This is a genomic window from uncultured Jannaschia sp. (genome assembly GCF_947494025.1).
In the GTDB taxonomy this organism is placed as follows: domain Bacteria; phylum Pseudomonadota; class Alphaproteobacteria; order Rhodobacterales; family Rhodobacteraceae; genus Jannaschia.
Genome location: NZ_CANLTQ010000007.1, coordinates 100,863 through 116,703 on the forward strand (window position 1 = coordinate 100,863; position 15,841 = coordinate 116,703).

General features: G+C 68.9%; 15 protein-coding genes. 4 read left to right on the plus strand and 11 right to left on the minus strand.

Annotated features, from left to right (window positions below):
• Positions 1 to 2 precede the first annotated feature (2 nt).
• From Q1B08_RS11555 to Q1B08_RS11595, 9 genes are all read right to left on the minus strand, one after another.
• Positions 3 to 1,406 (minus strand): pyruvate dehydrogenase complex dihydrolipoamide acetyltransferase, encoded by a 1,404-nt coding sequence (locus tag Q1B08_RS11555; RefSeq protein ID WP_299818597.1) that lies wholly within the window; start codon positions 1,404 to 1,406, stop codon positions 3 to 5.
• Between the two features lie 11 nt (positions 1,407 to 1,417).
• Entirely contained in the window at positions 1,418 to 2,839 is a 1,422-nt protein-coding gene (locus Q1B08_RS11560; protein WP_299818600.1) for a pyruvate dehydrogenase complex E1 component subunit beta, read from the minus strand.
• On the minus strand, positions 2,840 to 3,859 hold the full coding sequence (pdhA, locus tag Q1B08_RS11565; protein WP_299818603.1) for a pyruvate dehydrogenase (acetyl-transferring) E1 component subunit alpha: 1,020 nt from the start codon (positions 3,857 to 3,859) through the stop codon (positions 2,840 to 2,842).
• Between the two features lie 221 nt (positions 3,860 to 4,080).
• Positions 4,081 to 4,380, minus strand: coding sequence for a septum formation initiator family protein (locus tag Q1B08_RS11570; RefSeq protein ID WP_299818606.1), 300 nt, complete (start codon positions 4,378 to 4,380; stop codon positions 4,081 to 4,083).
• 93 nt (positions 4,381 to 4,473) lie between these two features.
• Positions 4,474 to 5,367, minus strand: coding sequence for a fructose bisphosphate aldolase (locus Q1B08_RS11575; protein WP_299818609.1), 894 nt, complete (start codon positions 5,365 to 5,367; stop codon positions 4,474 to 4,476).
• 70 nt (positions 5,368 to 5,437) lie between these two features.
• Entirely contained in the window at positions 5,438 to 6,973 is a 1,536-nt protein-coding gene (locus tag Q1B08_RS11580; RefSeq protein ID WP_299818612.1) for a hypothetical protein, read from the minus strand.
• A 74-nt stretch (positions 6,974 to 7,047) separates the two neighbouring features.
• On the minus strand, positions 7,048 to 8,226 hold the full coding sequence (locus tag Q1B08_RS11585; protein WP_299818616.1) for a phosphoglycerate kinase: 1,179 nt from the start codon (positions 8,224 to 8,226) through the stop codon (positions 7,048 to 7,050).
• A 214-nt stretch (positions 8,227 to 8,440) separates the two neighbouring features.
• Positions 8,441 to 9,451: a type I glyceraldehyde-3-phosphate dehydrogenase gene (gene gap / locus Q1B08_RS11590; protein WP_299818619.1), complete on the minus strand. Its 1,011-nt coding sequence runs from the start codon at positions 9,449 to 9,451 to the stop codon at positions 8,441 to 8,443.
• 215 nt (positions 9,452 to 9,666) lie between these two features.
• Positions 9,667 to 9,810, minus strand: a complete 144-nt coding sequence (locus Q1B08_RS11595) for a hypothetical protein (RefSeq protein WP_299818622.1) — start codon at positions 9,808 to 9,810, stop codon at positions 9,667 to 9,669.
• A 283-nt stretch (positions 9,811 to 10,093) separates the two neighbouring features.
• Here Q1B08_RS11595 and Q1B08_RS11600 point away from each other — a divergent pair, with 283 nt between their 5' ends.
• Both Q1B08_RS11600 and Q1B08_RS11605 read left to right on the plus strand, forming a co-directional pair.
• Positions 10,094 to 11,038, plus strand: coding sequence for a DUF808 domain-containing protein (locus tag Q1B08_RS11600; protein ID WP_299818625.1), 945 nt, complete (start codon positions 10,094 to 10,096; stop codon positions 11,036 to 11,038).
• 86 nt (positions 11,039 to 11,124) lie between these two features.
• Positions 11,125 to 11,799: an NYN domain-containing protein gene (locus Q1B08_RS11605; RefSeq protein ID WP_299818628.1), complete on the plus strand. Its 675-nt coding sequence runs from the start codon at positions 11,125 to 11,127 to the stop codon at positions 11,797 to 11,799.
• 49 nt (positions 11,800 to 11,848) lie between these two features.
• Here Q1B08_RS11605 and Q1B08_RS11610 read toward each other — a convergent pair whose 3' ends face one another.
• Together Q1B08_RS11610 and tkt are read right to left on the minus strand one after the other, a co-directional pair.
• Positions 11,849 to 12,604: a hypothetical protein gene (locus Q1B08_RS11610; RefSeq protein WP_299818630.1), complete on the minus strand. Its 756-nt coding sequence runs from the start codon at positions 12,602 to 12,604 to the stop codon at positions 11,849 to 11,851.
• 57 nt (positions 12,605 to 12,661) lie between these two features.
• Positions 12,662 to 14,725 carry a transketolase gene (gene tkt / locus Q1B08_RS11615; protein ID WP_299818633.1) on the minus strand — a complete coding sequence of 688 codons (2,064 nt, stop codon included), beginning with the start codon at positions 14,723 to 14,725 and terminating at the stop codon, positions 12,662 to 12,664.
• Between the two features lie 180 nt (positions 14,726 to 14,905).
• Between tkt and Q1B08_RS11620 the strand changes: the two genes are divergently transcribed.
• Both Q1B08_RS11620 and Q1B08_RS11625 read left to right on the plus strand, forming a co-directional pair.
• On the plus strand, positions 14,906 to 15,310 hold the full coding sequence (locus tag Q1B08_RS11620; protein ID WP_299818636.1) for a hypothetical protein: 405 nt from the start codon (positions 14,906 to 14,908) through the stop codon (positions 15,308 to 15,310).
• On the plus strand, positions 15,303 to 15,692 hold the full coding sequence (locus Q1B08_RS11625) for a cell division protein ZapA (protein WP_299818639.1): 390 nt from the start codon (positions 15,303 to 15,305) through the stop codon (positions 15,690 to 15,692). Before Q1B08_RS11620 ends, Q1B08_RS11625 begins: the two co-directional genes overlap by 8 nt.
• Positions 15,693 to 15,841 lie beyond the last annotated feature (149 nt).

The following is a 15,841-nucleotide window of genomic DNA, read 5'->3' on the forward strand; positions in this document are numbered from 1 at the left end:
GATCAAGCCAGCATTGTGATTGGGCTCGTCAGGTTTTCTGCGAACGCTGCGAGGAAGCCCGCACCGAGCGCCCCGTCGATCACCCGGTGATCCACGCTCAGGGTCACAGACATCACGGTCGCGACCTTGATTTCTCCGTCAGCCCCGACGATCGGCTTCTTCACGCCGGCCCCGACAGCAAGGATCGACCCGTGCGGCGGGTTGATGACCGCGTCAAAGTTCTCCACACCGAACATTCCAAGATTGGAGATCGCGAAGCTCCCACCTTGGTATTCGTGCGGCGCGAGCTTGCGGGTACGGGCGCGGTTCGCGAGGTCCTTCATCTCTGTCGAGATCGCGCTCAGCGACTTCGTTTCCGCATCCTTCAGCACCGGCGTGAACAATCCGCCCTCCACTGCGACGGCGACGGCGACGTCCGAGGGCTTGAGTTGCAGGATTCGGTCGCCCGCCCAGACCGCGTTGGCTTCAGGCGTCTGCTGCAAAGCGAGCGCACCCGCCTTGATGATGAAGTCGTTGACCGACAGCTTCACTCCCCGGCTCTCAAGTTGCCTGTTCAGGTCTGACCGGAAGGCCAGAAGCGGATCGAGGACGATGTCGCGACGCAGGTAGAAGTGCGGGATCGTCTGTTTCGCTTCGGTCAGGCGCGCGGCGATCGTGCGGCGCATCCCGTCGAGCTTGACCTCTTCGAACGCGCGACCTTCGTACATTCGAAGGACCTGCTCGGCGCCCATACCGACGGGCATCGCCGGCTTCGCGCCGTCGGTGTCCTCCTTCGGCGCATCGAGTTTCTGCGGCGCCGGAGCCTTCGCCGCCTTGTCGTCCTTTGCCGCGCCAGGCTCGGCGTTCTCGACATCCGTCTTCACGATGCGGCCACGGGGGCCGGAGCCCGTGATCGCCGACAGGTCAAGCCCGCGATCCTTGGCGATGCGGCGGGCGAGGGGCGTTGCGAAGATCCGTTCCCCGGATTTCGGTGCCGCGGACGCCGCGGTCTCTGCCGCCGCATCCGACGACACGGCCGCCGTCGCCGAGCCGGACGTTCCAGCCTCCGCGCCGCCATCCTCGCGTCCGTAGCCCTTCTGCGGCTCCGTCCGGCCGCTCGGCTCGGCCGGAGCGGCATGCGAGGAGCCGTCGGACGCGGCGTCGTCGACGGCAGACGCATCCTCTCCCTCTTCCAGCAAAACGGCGATCGGCGCGTTGACCTTCACGCCCTCGGTGCCCTCCGCCACGAGGAGCTTGCCGACGACGCCTTCGTCGACCGCCTCGAACTCCATCGTCGCCTTGTCCGTCTCGATCTCCGCAAGGAGGTCGCCGGAGGAGACGGTATCGCCTTCCTTTACCAGCCATTTCGCAAGCGTACCCTCCTCCATGGTGGGGGAGAGCGCGGGCATCAGGATCTCGGTCGCCATCTCGGTCTCCCTCAGCGGTAGGTCACGGTGTGGACGGCCTCGATCACCTCTTTGGTGGTGACGAGGGCCAACTTCTCGAGGTTCGCCGCATAGGGCATCGGCACGTCCTTCCCGGTGCAGGTCACGACCGGCGCGTCGAGATAATCGAAGGCACGCTGCATGATGGTCGAGGCCATGTGGTCCGAATAGCTTGCGACAGGAAATCCTTCCTCCACGAGGACGCAGCGGTTCGTCTTCATCACCGAAGCGAGCACCGTGTCGTAATCGACGGGGCGGAGCGAGCGCAGGTCGATGACCTCCACGTCGATCCCGTCCTCGAAGAGCTTTTCCGCCGCCTCGAGCGCATAAGTCATCCCGATGCCCCAGGACACGATGGTCGCATCGTTCCCTTCCCGCCAGATCCGGGCCTTGCCGAACGGAACGGTGAAGTCGTCGAGCTTCGGCACCTCGAAGGATTTGCCGTAGAGGATCTCGTTTTCGAGGAAGATCACGGGGTTCGGGTCGCGGATCGCCGATTTCAGCAGGCCCTTCGCGTCGGACGCCGAATAGGGCATCGCGACCTTCAGGCCCGGAATCGACGAATACCACGCCGCGTAGTCCTGGCTGTGCTGGGCCGCCACGCGGGCCGCCGCGCCGTTCGGGCCGCGGAACACCATCGGGCAGCCCATCTGGCCGCCGGACATGTAGAGCGTCTTGGCCGCCGAGTTGATGATCTGGTCCATCGCCTGCATGGCGAAGTTGAAGGTCATGAACTCGACGATCGGCTTCAGCCCGCCGAAGGCCGCGCCGACCGCGATGCCGGCGAAGCCGTGCTCGGTGATCGGCGTGTCGATCACGCGCTTGGCGCCGAACTCGTCGAGCAGGCCCTGGCTGATCTTGTAGGCGCCCTGATACTCGGCGACCTCTTCACCCATCAGGAACACGTCGCCGTCGCGGCGCATCTCCTCGGCCATCGCGTCGCGCAGCGCCTCGCGCACGGTGGTGGTGACCGTTTCGGTGCCTTCGGGCCAGTCCGGCCCGGCCTTCGACTTCGGCGCGGGCTTCTCCTCGGCCACGCGTGCGGGGGCCTTCTCGACCCCCTTGCCGCGGGGCTCGTCCGACGCCGGCCGCTCCATCTCCTCGGACGCGGCCTCCTGCGAGGCCGGTTCCGGGGTGGGAGACGTCGCGCTGTCGATGTCGTCGGCATTTTCGCCCTCGGCGAGCAGGACGGCGATCGGCGCGTTGACCTTCACGCCCTCGGTGCCCTCCGCCACGAGGATCTTGCCGATCGTGCCCTCGTCGACGGCCTCGAACTCCATCGTGGCCTTGTCGGTCTCGATCTCGGCCAGGATGTCGCCGGAGGAAACCGTGTCGCCCTCCTTCACCAGCCACTTCGCCAGCGTGCCCTCCTCCATCGTGGGGGACAGGGCGGGCATCAGGATCTCGGTCGTCATTTACGCGGTCTCCTGCGGGATTTCCTTGGAATAGATGTCGGTCCAGAGCTCCTCGACCGCAGGTTCGGGGCTTTCCTTCGCGAATTCGGCGCTTTCGTTGACGACTTCCTTGATCTCCTTGTCGACCGCCTTCAGGTCGTCCTCGGAGGCGTGCTCCCCGGTCAGGAGCATCTGGCGCACCATCTCGATCGCGTCGCGTTCCTCGCGCATCTTCTGCACCTCGTCGCGGGTCCGGTATTTCGCCGGGTCCGACATCGAATGGCCGCGGTAACGGTAGGTCATCATCTCGAGGATGTAGGGGCCCTTGCCGGAGCGGCAGTATTCCGTCGCCCTGAGCCCGGCGTCGCGCACGGCGAGCACGTCCATGCCGTCGACCTCCTCGCCCTCGATCCCGTAGGCCGCGCCGCGTTCCCAGTAGGAGGTCGACTTGGTGGAGCGCTTGGTCGAGGTACCCATCGCGTACTGGTTGTTCTCGATAACGAACACCACCGGAAGGTCCCAGAGCTCGGCCATGTTGTAGGTCTCGTAGACCTGGCCCTGGTTGGCCGCCCCGTCGCCGAAATAGGTGAAGGTGACGTTGTCGTTGCCCCGGTAGAGGTCCGACAATGCCAGCCCCGCACCGATCGGCACCTGCGCGGCGACGATCCCGTGACCGCCGTAGAAGTGCTTCTCCTTGGAGAACATGTGCATGGAGCCGCCCTTGCCCTTGGAATAGCCCCCCTCACGTCCGGTAAGCTCCGCCATCACGCCCTTGGGGTCCATCCCGCAGGCCAGCATGTGGCCGTGGTCGCGATAGGAGGTGACGCGCTTGTCGCCCTCCTTGGCTGCCGCCTCGAGCCCGACGACCACCGCCTCCTGACCGATATAGAGGTGACAGAAACCGCCGATCAGGCCCATGCCGTAGAGCTGCCCTGCCTTCTCCTCGAAACGTCGGATGAGGAGCATGTCGCGGTAATATTGCAGAAGGTCGTCCTTGGAGACGTTGGGCTTGGCCCTCTCAGCGGTCTTGCGCGGCGCCATGGCTGTCGTCCTCCGGTCGCGGGATTCGTTCAACGTTAAACAATCGCTAACGGAAACGATTCCGGGGTAAAAGCGCCAATACCGGTTTTCGTTCCACGTGCGCGACCTAGGGCGGAGCGACACGACGCGACCCTATGGCCAGTATCCGCATAGATTACGTGCCTTTGCCGGGCGCGAGGCCGGACAATGGCGTTGCCAGAGCGACATCGAAGCGCCCTGCGTCACTCCACGACGATCTCGTCAATCCGTGCGAAGCCGAGAACGATTCGGGCCCGCTCGTCGAGCAGGTCGAGGTCGAGGTAGTCATCCGATAACCGCCGCGTCTGGTCGCGCATCCGCGCGACCTCCGCATCGAGCAGCGCCAGCTCCGCTTCCAGCGTCTCCCGCTCGGCATCGAGCTCGACCCGCCGGAAGACCCCGTATTCGCCCTGCACGGCGGCAAGGACGAAATAGACCGCGAAGCCCAGGAGCGCGACCGGAAGGAGGAGGCCGTAGCCGGGGCTTCGACGTCGAGGGGGCATGCGCGTCTCCGAAATGGCGTCCCGTCGCACGCCTTATGGCACGACGGGCGCGGACCCGGAACGCCCCGCCGCGCGGTCGCGTCCCGGGCGTTGTCAGCCGGCCACGGAGGCGTCGCGGATGCTGTCGATCGTCGCGCCGATCGTGCGCTCGAATGTCGCGTCGTCCTGATCGTCGGAGAGTCCTTCGGTCAGCGCGCGGCTGAAGCTCGCCACCATGCCGCGGTTCTGCGCGAGCCGCGCATTGGCCTCCTCGCGTGAATAGCCGCCCGAGAGCGCCACCACCTTCATCACCCGCGGATGGTCGATCAGCGCGCCGTAGAACCCGGCCTCTTCGGGCAGGGTGAGCTTCAGCATGATCTGGTCGTCGCCCGTCATCGCCTCGAGCCGCGACAGGATCGCCGCCCGCAGGAGCGCCTCGGCCTCGGCCTTGTCGGGAATCGAGATCGTCACCTCCGGCTCGAGGATCGGGACGAGATCGTGGGAAAGCACCTGCCGGCCCAGCTCGAACTGCTGCGCGACGATCGCGTCGATTCCGACCGTGTCGGCGGCGTTGACGACCGAACGTTCCTTGGTGCCGAAGATACCCTTTTCCTTCGCCCGCGCGAGCGTGTCGTCGAGCCCGGGGATCGGCTTCATCAGCTGAACGCCCTGCGCCTCGTCCTCGAGACCCTTGTCGATCTTCAGGAACGGGACGACGCCCCGCTGCTCCCACAGATACGTCGCGGCCGGCATTCCGTCGAACTCGCGGTCCATCGTTTGCTCGAACAGGATCGCGCCGATCACCTTGTCGCCGGTGAAGTCCGGTGCCTTCACGATCCGCTCGCGCATGGCGTGGATCAGGGCGAACATCTCCTCCTCGCCGGAATAGCGATCCTCCCCGATCCCGTAGAGGCGCAGCGCCTTGGGCGTGGAACCGCCGGACTGGTCGAGCGCGGCGATGAAGCCCCGGCCTTCGCGGATCCTGGCGGCCTGTGTCTGATCGGGCATCGAAATCTCCGGATGTGAATGCGTCGCGTCGGATTAGGCGGCAGCGGCGCGTCAGGCAAGCGTGGTTGCGCTAACGGGCAAGCCAGGCATCGGTGGCCCGCGACGCCGCCTCCTGCGCGACGGGCGCCCAGGTCCCGGACGCCTCCGCCGGAACGGCACGGTCGATCCGCGTGAGCAGATCGGCCGCGGCCCGGTCGCCGGAGGCGGCCGCGACGGTGGCGTAGATCAGGGCCACGCGCAGCGAGCGGGTCGCGCCGATCCCGCGCAGATGGGCCTCCGCCCTCGCGCGCAGCTCGCGCGTCGGCGCGGCGAGGTCGTCCGGGCCGGGCTCGGGCGCGGCGTCCTGCATCCGCAGCACCGTCGCGAAGGGCAGGTCGCGCTCCAGGTCGTCGAGCAGATTGCCGAGCCCCGGCGTGCCCGTCGGCCCGGCGGCGAGCGCCTGCGCATAGGCCGCCTGCGGGTCGGTGTCGGCGAGCGCCCGGGCAAGGGCCAGCGCGACCTCGCCGTCGCCGTCCTGCGCCAGCGGCGTCAGGAGGTCCCGCGCCAGCCCCGGATTGCGCGGCGCGCGCGCACCCTCCAGCAGCGCCAGCCCGACCGCCCGCCGCGCCTCGGGGCTCAGCCGCTCCGGCGTTTCGCGCGCCATTCGCACGAGCTCCACCGGCAACACGTCGCGCTCGGCGGCGGTCGAGCGTCCGATCGTGGGTTCCAGCAGCAGGATGGCCGGCAGCGGGTCGGACCCGATCCGCGCGAGGTCGTTCCAGTCGACCGGGCGCGGGGCACCTGGGGCGAACCCGGTCTCGATCACGATCCGGTCCGGCGCCGCGACGAACTCGGCCCAGCCCCGTCCGAGCGCCGCGGCGAAGTCCTGCGCTGCTTGCGGCAGCGGACCCGGCGCAAGCGAGTCCAGCGCGTCCGTGGCGTTGCCCTCGATAAACGCGGCGCTTTGTTCCGGGTCGACGAGCGGCGGCGGCAGGAAGGGCCGCGCGATCTCCCAGCCGCCGAGGTTCTCGACCGTGACCGAGGCCTGGCTCAGCCGCGCCACCGCTTCCACGTCCGGCTCCTCCCCGCGGAACCAGAGATAGTCGAACTCGGCGGAGACCCGCAGGCCGAGCAGCCCGTCGATCCGCGCCCGCGCATCCGCGACGAGCCCCGCCGAAGGCACGTCGTAGGCGTAGTCGATCACCAGTTCCGAGAGCGCCATCGTGTCGCCCGGCAGGCTCGCCGCGACCGCCATCGCGGCAAGCGGCAGGCAGGTCTTCGGCAAGACAAGGTCACGGAGTGAAATCCGGCCCGCGTAGCGCGCGACGGCGAGCGGTTCGTCGGTCGCGATCTCGATCCGACCGGCGGAGATGGGGCAGGGCACGGCGCCGGTCATCTCCGGCGGCAGCACCATCTCCACCCCTTCGAGCGCCGTGCGCCCTTCGAGGAGCGAGACGGACAGGTCGGAATAGGTCAGGTCCACCTGCGTGCGAAGCGCGACCAGGCCGTACTGGATCACCTGCGCGGCGAGCCTGTCGGGGTCGATCAGGTCCCACCAGCTCCGCTCCTGCGCGGTCGCGGGGCCGGCGCCGGCCACGAGGGCCGTGCAGAGAAGAAGGCGGTGCATCGGATGTCTCCGGATCGGTGGCGTCGCCCTGAGCCTACGGGCCCGCGCCCCGAAATCAACGGCGGCCTTGCCGCTCAGCCTTCGAGCGCCGCGACCCCCGGAAGCGTCTTGCCCTCCAGCCATTCCAGGAACGCGCCCCCGGCAGTGGAGATATAGGTGAAGTCGTCCGCCACTCCGGCCCGGTTGAGCGCCGACACCGTGTCGCCACCGCCCGCGACCGAGACGAGCTTGCCCGCCCTGGTCAGTTCCGCCGCGTGGCGCGCGGCGTCCACCGTTCCGGCATCGAACGGCGCGATCTCGAAGGCGCCGAGCGGGCCGTTCCAGACCAGCGTGGCGCAGCCGTCGAGCACGGTGCGGATATGCGCGACCGAGTCGGGGCCGGCGTCGAGGATCATGTGCCCGTCGGGCACGTCCTCCACCTTCACCACCCGGTTCGGCGCGTTCGCCTCGAACGCTTCGGCCACCACCACGTCGCGCGGCAGCAGGATCGTGCAGCCCTCGGCCCCGGCCTTCGCCGCGATCTCGCGGGCGGTGTCGAGAAGGTCGTGCTCGCAAAGGCTCCGCTTCACATCCGCGCCTTGCGCCGCGAGGAAGGTGTTGGCCATGCCGCCGCCGATGATCAGGTGCTGCACGCGGGTCACGAGGTTCGAGAGCAGCTCGATCTTGGTCGAGACCTTGGCCCCGCCGACCAGCGCCGCGACGGGGGGCTTCGGCGAGCCGAGCGCGGCCTCCAGCGCCTCGAGTTCGGCCTGCATCGAGCGGCCGGCAAAGGCCGGCAGGAGGCGCGCCAGCGCCTCGGTGGAGGCATGGGCACGGTGCGCGGCGGAGAAGGCGTCGTTGCAATAGACGTCGCCGACCGAGGCCAGTCGCTTGGCGAAGCCCTCGTCGTTCTTCTCCTCGCCCGGATTGAAGCGCAGGTTCTCGAAGAGCAGCACGTCGCCCTCCGACATCTTCGACACCGCCTCGCCGTAGCCCCCGTCAACGAAGCCCACCTCCGTGCCGAAGACTTCCGACAGCGCGGGGACGACCTGGCGCAGCGACATCTCGGGAACGACCTGGCCCTTGGGCCGGCCGAAATGGGCAAGCAGGACGACCTTCGCCCCGGCGTCGCGCAGGTCGCGGATCGTGGGGACGACGCGGTCGATCCGGGTCGTGTCGGTGACGCGCCCGTCCTCGACGGGCACATTCACGTCCACCCGGGTCAAAACGACCTTGCCGGACAGGTCCATGTCGTCGAGCGTCTTGAAGGCCATGTTCGTCTCCCGATGGGCGGGTTACCCGTGGGTAACACAAGTCGTTGTGAATGCTTCGTTAACTTCTGGGGCGAGTGCGCGGTCGGAGCATGGGCAGCGCGGCAGGATGCGCGTCTTGATATGCAATAACGACCGTGCGGCTGCGGACAGGTTCCGCGAACCTGTCCGCCTTGCCGCCGTGCGTCCTCGCCGGCGCTCGGACGCACTGGACGCCCTAGAGCTTGCCCATCGCCACGGCGGTATCGGCCATGCGGTTCGAGAAGCCCCATTCGTTGTCGTACCACGACAGGATGCGGCACATCTTGCCGTTTTCCATCACCTTGGTCTGGTCGAGGTGAAAGGTCGACGAATGCGGGTCGTGGTTGAAGTCCACCGAGACGAGCGGCGCGTCGCAATAGGCCAGCACGCCCTTCAGCTTGCCGTCGGCCGCCGCGCGGATCGCGTCGTTGATCTCCTCCACGGAGGTGTCGCGCGCGGCGGTGAAGGTCAGGTCCACGACCGAGACGTTGGGCGTCGGCACCCGGATCGCCACGCCGTCGAGCTTGCCGTTCAGTTCCGGCAGGACGAGGCCCACGGCCTTGGCCGCGCCGGTCGAGGTCGGGATCATCGACAGGGCGGCGGCACGGCCCCGGTAGAGATCCTTGTGCATCGTGTCGAGCGTCGGCTGGTCGCCCGTGTAGGAGTGGATCGTCGTCATGAAGCCGCGCTCGATCCCGATGGCCTCGTTCAGCACATAGGCGACGGGGGCCAGGCAGTTCGTCGTGCAGGACGCGTTCGAGACCACGAGGTCGTCGGCCGTCAGCACGTCCTGGTTCACGCCGTAGACGATGGTCTTGATCTGGTCCGGCCTCTCGGCCGAGACGGGGGCCGAGACGAGCACCTTCCGCGAACCGTTCTCGAGATGGACCTTGGCCTTGTCGTAGGTCGTGAAGATGCCGGTGCATTCCAGCGCCACGTCCACGTCCTGCCAGGGCAGCTCCTTTGGGTCGCGCATCGCGGTGACGCGGATCTCGCCACGGCCCACGTCGATGCCGTTCTCGGTCACCTTGACCTCGGCGGGGAAGCGGCCGTGGACGCTGTCGTAGCGAAGGAGGTGGGCGTTGGTCTCCACCGGGCCGAGATCGTTGATCGCGACGACCTCGATATCCTGACGGCCGGATTCGACGATCCCGCGCAGCACGTTGCGGCCGATGCGGCCGAAGCCGTTGATTGCTACCTTGACCATGCAGTCCCCCTAGAGCGGTTCCGTGTCGCGGAGCGACGTCCGCTCCGGTTTCGTCCGAGGCGGTATCACGGCCGCGCCGCGCGAGGCAACGGGGGCCGGAATGGTCGAACGCGCGAGAGATGTGGTGCGGTCCGGCCCGCCGGTCAGGTTCCGTGTCCGGAAGGTCGGGCAATTCCGTCGCCGTGTCACGGCCGTCGGCCGGCGTCGTCGGGCGCCTAGCGCCAGAAGGCGAGCCCGGCGACGAGGCGGACCATCCGCCGGGCCAGAAAGACCAGGGCGTCGCCGTCGTTCAGGGCGACGTCCGCGACGATGAACAGCAGAAGCGCGAGAGCTATGAAAAGGGCCGTGGCGTTGGTCATGGCGTCACGTTTCGGGGCCGTCGTCGCCGATGGCAAGTGCCGCCATGCGCGCGGGGCGAGACGGGCGGAGCGGGGCAGCGTTCCGGACACAGCCGGGCCGCCCGGCGACGGAGCGGTGCGGGGGGCGGCGCGTCCGGGCGGCGGGGCGACGCCGCGTTCGGGCCGGGCTTCCGAACCCGGTTCGCGTCGCGGGCGTTGACCCCGGGCCCGCGGGGCTAGATCGTCCGTCCAACGGGCTCCGGCTGGGGTCGCGGGGCATCGAACGACCGGATCTGGAGACGGCATGAGCGGACTTCTGGCACTTCTCGACGACGTGGCGGCCATCGCCAAGGTCGCCTCGGCCTCCATCGACGACATCGCGGGGCAGGCCGCGCGGGCGGGGGTCAAGGCCGCGGGCGCGGTGATCGACGACGCCGCGGTGACGCCGAAATACGTTCACGGCTTCCAGGCCGCGCGCGAGCTGCCGATCGTCTGGAAGATCGCGCGGGCCAGCATGTTCAACAAGATCGTCATCCTCTTGCCGATCGCGATGCTGCTGTCGCGCTTCGCGCCCTGGGCGATCCCGTACCTGCTCCTGCTCGGCGGCTGCTACCTCTGCTACGAGGGGGCGGAGAAGGTGTATCACTGGCTCGTCCCGCACGACACACTGTCCGAGATCGACCCGGAGACGACGCCGCTCGACGCGACGCATCTGGAGGAGCAGCGCGTGAAGGGGGCGATCAAGACCGACTTCATCCTGTCGGCGGAGATCATGACCATCATCCTCGCCGCGCTCGACCCCGACCAGTCCGTCTGGTTCGAGGCGGCGGCTTTGGGCCTCGCCGGGATCGGCATCACGGCCATCGTCTACGGGGCGGTGGCGGTGATCGTGAAGGCCGACGACGTGGGGCTCGCGCTGGCCGAGGGCGCGCGGACCGACGCGGTGCGCGCGGTCGGGCGGGGCATCGTGCGGGGCATGCCGACCTTTCTGAAGGTGCTGACCGCCATCGGCACGGCGGCGATGATCTGGGTCGGCGGCTCCATCGTCGTGCATGCGGTGGGCGAGATCGTCTGGCACGGACCCTACGAGTTCATCCACCACATCGCCGTGGCCGTCGCGAACGGCGTGCCGGAGGCGGTGCACGGTGCGGTTGAATGGACGGTCACGGCGCTTCTCGACGGGATCGTGGGGCTCGCGCTCGGGCTCGCGCTGATCCCGCTCGTGGGGTTGGTGAAGGGGTCGCATTAACCCTATCGCGGATTGACCTTTATCGTGCCTTCGCGAAGCCGGGTTCGCGGTGCTAGGATTTCGTGACCTGTCACCGGATCTTCGCCATGAACGCCTTCCACTCCTTCGCGCCCGTCACCACGCCCGGCGTCTTCGTCGACGGGGACAGCGTCGCCGCGCATCGCGCCGATCGTATCCGCCTGCTCACCGAGGAGATCGGCCGGACCGAAAGGTTCGGGGTCTACGGCAACGGCGCGAACCTTGCGGCGTGGCGCGGGGTGCCCGGATGGCGTTTCCACGATGCCGGACCGGGCAAGAACGCGGGCGACATCCTGCTCGCGCTCGACGCGCTGGAGGCGGCGCTGATCGAGGGGGTGCGCGCCTTCGTGATCGCCAGCGCCGACCGCGATCTGGGCCACCTGGCGCTGCGGCTGCGCGGACAGGGGCTGTTCGTGCTGGGCGTGGGGGAAGCGGACGCGCCCGAGGGGTTCCGCGCCGCTTGTTCGCGGTTCGAGCCGTTCGGCCCGGCCCCGGAGGCGGCGCCCGATCTCGACGTGCTTCTGCAGGCCGCGATCGTGGAGGCCGACCGGCTGGGCCGGGGCATGGGCCTCAAGGATTTGGGCCGGGTGCTGCAGACGCGGCACGGGCTGACCTGCCACGATGCGGGCGTGGCGAGCTGGCGGGCCCATCTGGCCGGGCGACCCGACCTCTACGATCTCGACCCGCCGGGGCGCCAGGCCTGCGTCCGCGCCCGCTGCCAGGGGATCGCGACGGTTTGGTGAGGTCCGGCCGAGGCCGGGCGGCGACTGTCGCGGCCACGGACGGATCGTGTCAGGGGATGACTGTGCCCGCCGTGGATGACCCGCCACCGCCTCGCGTGAGGTGATCGCGAAGGGCGCGGGCCTCGCGGCGATGCTTGTCCTCGACGCTCCTCCAGTCGAAATCGTTGCCGTTCACGGCCAGATGAAGCAGGTGCACGGCCCATCGCCCTCGACGCAGGGCTCGCCGCTCCTGTCCGACGATGTGCCGAGGGCGGGTCGCGTCGGTCCAGTCCATCCGGAGGTTGTGAGCGAGATACGCATCGCGCAGGGGGCGAAGCGTCGGTCCGACGAAACGGCGTTCGGCATCGTCGATCAGTCTGAACGCGACCTCGATTCGTCGCCGCAGGATCTCGCCCTCGATCGCGGCGCGCTCCTCCCGGTCGATTCTGACAATCCGATGGAAGACCCCGTCCGTTGCGTCCGACCCGGTCGGCTTATGCGATGGCGGCGCATTGACGACGCCGGCCCGGTGCCTCGAGACGAGCCGATTGATCGCCTCGGGTGAAAGACGCGTCCGGGCCGTTGGCAGACTTGCGCGATTTGCACCCGGCTTGTCGAACAATGCGCAGACGCGCAGGACCGATTGTGAAAGAAGCATCCGTTGCGGGGTGTTGAAGGCCCCGGCGGCGGGACCGTCGGGGACAGTCAGACCTGCCCCGATCACGAGATGATGCGTCACCTCGTGCTCTGCTTCGGCCGTCAAGACGACATTCACCGGATCGCTGACGAGAACCCGCAGGCTCGTCCGGGATCGCGTCGGCGCCATTCGGCCATGCGAAACAAATCGGCGGGCCGGGACGGCGTCCCGGCCCGCCGGGTCGCGTCACAGCAGGTCCCGCGCCGCCTTTGCCACGGCCTCGGCGGTGATGCCGTAATGGTCGTAGAGCGAGTCGTAGGGGGCGGAGGCGCCGAAATGGTCGAGGCCGATGAAGGCGGCGCGCTCGCGGCGTCCGCGCTCGCCGGTGAGCCAGCGGTCCCAGCCGAGCCGCGCGCCCGCCTCGACGCCCACGCGGACGGGGCCCGCGGGCAGGACACGCTTGCGGTAGCGCTCGTCCTGCGCCTCGAACAGCTCCCAGCAGGGCATGGACACGACGCGCGTGCCGATCCCGTCGGCGTGGAGCTGGTCGCGCGCCATCATCGCGATCTCCACCTCCGAGCCGGTGGCGAGCAGGATCACCATCCGCTTGCCCTCGGCCTCGGCCAGCACGTAGGCGCCCTGCGAGACGAGGTTCTTGTTGGTGTGCTCGCGGCGCAGCGTCGAGATGTTCTGCCGCGTGAGCGACAGGATCGAGGGCGTGCGCTCCGCCGTCAGCGCAAGCTCCCACGCCTCGGCCGTCTCGATCGTGTCGCAGGGGCGGATCACGTTGAGGTTCGGCGTCGCGCGGCACATCGCGAGATGCTCGATCGGCTGGTGCGTCGGCCCGTCCTCGCCCAGCCCGATGGAATCGTGCGTCATCACGTAGGTCACGGGGATCCCCATCAACGCCGAGAGGCGGATCGCGGGCCGCGCGTAGTCGGTGAAGCAGAAGAACGTGCCGCCATAGGGCCGGACGCCGCCATGCAGCGCCATGCCGTTCATCGCCGCGGCCATGCCATGCTCGCGGATGCCGTAATAGATGTAGCGGCCCTTGCGATCCTCGGGCGTGAAGATGCCCAGGCCCTCGGTCAGCGTGTTGTTCGAGCCGGTAAGGTCGGCCGATCCGCCCATCGTCTCGGACATGATCGGGTTGACGACCTCGAGCACCTTTTCCGAGGATTTGCGCGTGGCGAGCTTGGGCGCGCTCTCCGACATCTGTCGCTTGAGCGCCTTGATCGTGGCGGAAAGCTTGCGCGGCGCCTCGCCCTTCAGCGCACGCTCGAACTCGGCGCGCTTGCCGGCGCCCATCTCGCCCAGCCGCGTCTCCCATTCGGCGCGGGCGGCGGCGCCCTTCGATCCGATCTCCTCCCATTCGGCCTTGAGGTCGTCGGGAATGTGGAACGGCGCGTGCTCCCAGGCGAGGTTGCGCTTGGCGGCCTCGACCACGTCGGGGTCGGTGACCGCGCCGTGGCCCTTGGCGGTGTCCTGCGCGGCGGTGCCGAGCGCGATATGGGTGCGGCAGGCGATCATCGTCGGCCGGTCGCTCCGCTTCGCCTGCGTCAGCGCGGCGTCGATCGCGTCGGGGTCGTGGCCGTCGATCTCGATCACGTTCCAGCCGGCGGCGCGGAAGCGCATCGGCTGGTCGGTGTCGTCGGCGAGGCTGACGCGGCCGTCGATGGTGATGCCGTTGTCGTCCCACATCACGATGAGCTTCGAGAGCTTCTGGCGGCCGGCGAGCGCGATCGCCTCGTGGCTCACGCCTTCCATCAGGCAGCCGTCGCCGGCCAGCACGTAGGTGTAATGATCCACGATCCTGCGGCCGTAGCGGGCACGCTGATGCTCCTCGGCGATGGCCATGCCGACGGAGTTGGCGAGGCCCTGGCCCAGCGGTCCGGTCGTGACCTCGATCCCCGGCGCGTGGCCGTATTCGGGATGGCCGGCGGTGATCGAGCCGAGCTGGCGGAAATTGCGGATCTGCTCGATCGTCATCTCCGGGTAGCCGGTGAGATGGAGGAAGGCGTAGAGCAGCATCGAGCCGTGCCCGGTGGAGAGCACGAAGCGGTCGCGGTCGGGCCAGTCGGGGCGGGCGGCGTCGAACTTCATGTGCTTCTCGAAAAGCACGGTCGCCACGTCGGCCATGCCGAGCGGCATGCCGGTATGGCCCGAATTGGCCGCAGCTACTGCGTCGAGCGTCAGCGCGCGGATCGCGGAGGCGCGACGCCAATGCTCGGGATGGGCCTGGCGGAGCGCGTCGATGTCGACGGCGCCGTCCGTCGGATCGGTGGCGTGGTCAATCGTCTGGTCGTCCATCTCGGTCCCTCCGTGGCTGGGGTCTTGACCTAGCAGGCTGGGGCGCGCGCGCAAGATGTCGCACCGGACCGGGGGCCGCGCGCGACCCGCTCCGGGCGGGCGCCGCTCCGGCTTTGACATGGGCTCGCCGACACGCGAAACACGGAACGCGTAACGAGACCCACCAAGAGGGAGCGGCACATGGCGGAACAGGGTTCGGACCCGGCGGAGCTGGAGGCGCGGCTGGCGCGGCTCGAGGCGGCGCTCGGCGCGGCGGGCGGCGCGCTCGAGGAGATGCGGGCGGCGGCGGCGGAAGCGGCCGACAGCGCGGCGGCGCTCGACGCGACGCGGGGCGAACTCGGCGAGGCGCAGGATCGCATCGCCGCGCTCGAGAGCGAAGGCGCGGCCCGCGACGACGCGCTGAAGGCCGCCGAAACGCGGGCCGACGCGGCGGAGGAGCGGATCCGCGAGTTCGGCGACACGACGGAGATCGAGCGGCTCCATGGTCAGCTCGAGGAACTGAAGGCGGCGCGCGCGCAGGATCTCGCCGAAATGAAAGCGCTCCTCGCGGAGCTCGAACCGATGCTGGAGACCGAACATGCCTGACATGACCATCGAGATCGGTGGCCGCCAGTTCACCGTCGCCTGCCAGGACGGGGAGGAGACCTACCTGTCCGCCGCCGCCGAGATGCTCAACCGGGAGGCCAAGGTGCTGGTCGCGTCCGGCACGCGGCTCACGCAGGAGCGGATGCTGCTGATGGCGGGGCTGATGCTCGCCGACAAGGCGATCTCCGCCGAGGAGGAGCTCAAGGTCATGGACCGGCGCCTGGCCGAACAGGAGCAGGCGATCGCCAGCATGAAGGCCCGGCCCCCGGAAGTCCGCGAGGCGATCCCGAACGCGGCCATCGCCCGTGTCGACGGCCTCGCCAGCCGGGCGGAGGAGCTGGCGGCCAAGGCCCGCGAATACGGCGCACAGCTGAAGGGCTGAGGGGCGAACGGGATTGTGAGGTTGCGAGGCTGCCCGGCGTGCCTCCAGGCGGTGTCTCGAAGGCAGCCGATGCCGTTCGGGGCGCGGGTCGTATACGGGCCGGCGCTTCCGTCAGTCCGCGAAAACGGCGTCCCGGCGAGACGCCTGCG

Bases quoted from the DNA above. Each gene is read 5' to 3' on its own strand.
- Q1B08_RS11555 (WP_299818597.1), bottom strand. From the start codon at position 1,406: ATGGCGACCGAGATCCTGATGCCCGCGCTCTCCCCCACCATGGAGGAG.
- Q1B08_RS11560 (WP_299818600.1), bottom strand. From the start codon at position 2,839: ATGACGACCGAGATCCTGATGCCCGCCCTGTCCCCCACGATGGAGGAG.
- pdhA (WP_299818603.1), bottom strand. From the start codon at position 3,859: ATGGCGCCGCGCAAGACCGCTGAGAGGGCCAAGCCCAACGTCTCCAAG.
- Q1B08_RS11570 (WP_299818606.1), bottom strand. From the start codon at position 4,380: ATGCCCCCTCGACGTCGAAGCCCCGGCTACGGCCTCCTCCTTCCGGTC.
- Q1B08_RS11575 (WP_299818609.1), bottom strand. From the start codon at position 5,367: ATGCCCGATCAGACACAGGCCGCCAGGATCCGCGAAGGCCGGGGCTTC.
- Q1B08_RS11580 (WP_299818612.1), bottom strand. From the start codon at position 6,973: ATGCACCGCCTTCTTCTCTGCACGGCCCTCGTGGCCGGCGCCGGCCCC.
- Q1B08_RS11585 (WP_299818616.1), bottom strand. From the start codon at position 8,226: ATGGCCTTCAAGACGCTCGACGACATGGACCTGTCCGGCAAGGTCGTT.
- gap (WP_299818619.1), bottom strand. From the start codon at position 9,451: ATGGTCAAGGTAGCAATCAACGGCTTCGGCCGCATCGGCCGCAACGTG.
- Q1B08_RS11595 (WP_299818622.1), bottom strand. From the start codon at position 9,810: ATGACCAACGCCACGGCCCTTTTCATAGCTCTCGCGCTTCTGCTGTTC.
- Q1B08_RS11600 (WP_299818625.1), top strand. From the start codon at position 10,094: ATGAGCGGACTTCTGGCACTTCTCGACGACGTGGCGGCCATCGCCAAG.
- Q1B08_RS11605 (WP_299818628.1), top strand. From the start codon at position 11,125: ATGAACGCCTTCCACTCCTTCGCGCCCGTCACCACGCCCGGCGTCTTC.
- Q1B08_RS11610 (WP_299818630.1), bottom strand. From the start codon at position 12,604: ATGGCGCCGACGCGATCCCGGACGAGCCTGCGGGTTCTCGTCAGCGAT.
- tkt (WP_299818633.1), bottom strand. From the start codon at position 14,725: ATGGACGACCAGACGATTGACCACGCCACCGATCCGACGGACGGCGCC.
- Q1B08_RS11620 (WP_299818636.1), top strand. From the start codon at position 14,906: ATGGCGGAACAGGGTTCGGACCCGGCGGAGCTGGAGGCGCGGCTGGCG.
- Q1B08_RS11625 (WP_299818639.1), top strand. From the start codon at position 15,303: ATGCCTGACATGACCATCGAGATCGGTGGCCGCCAGTTCACCGTCGCC.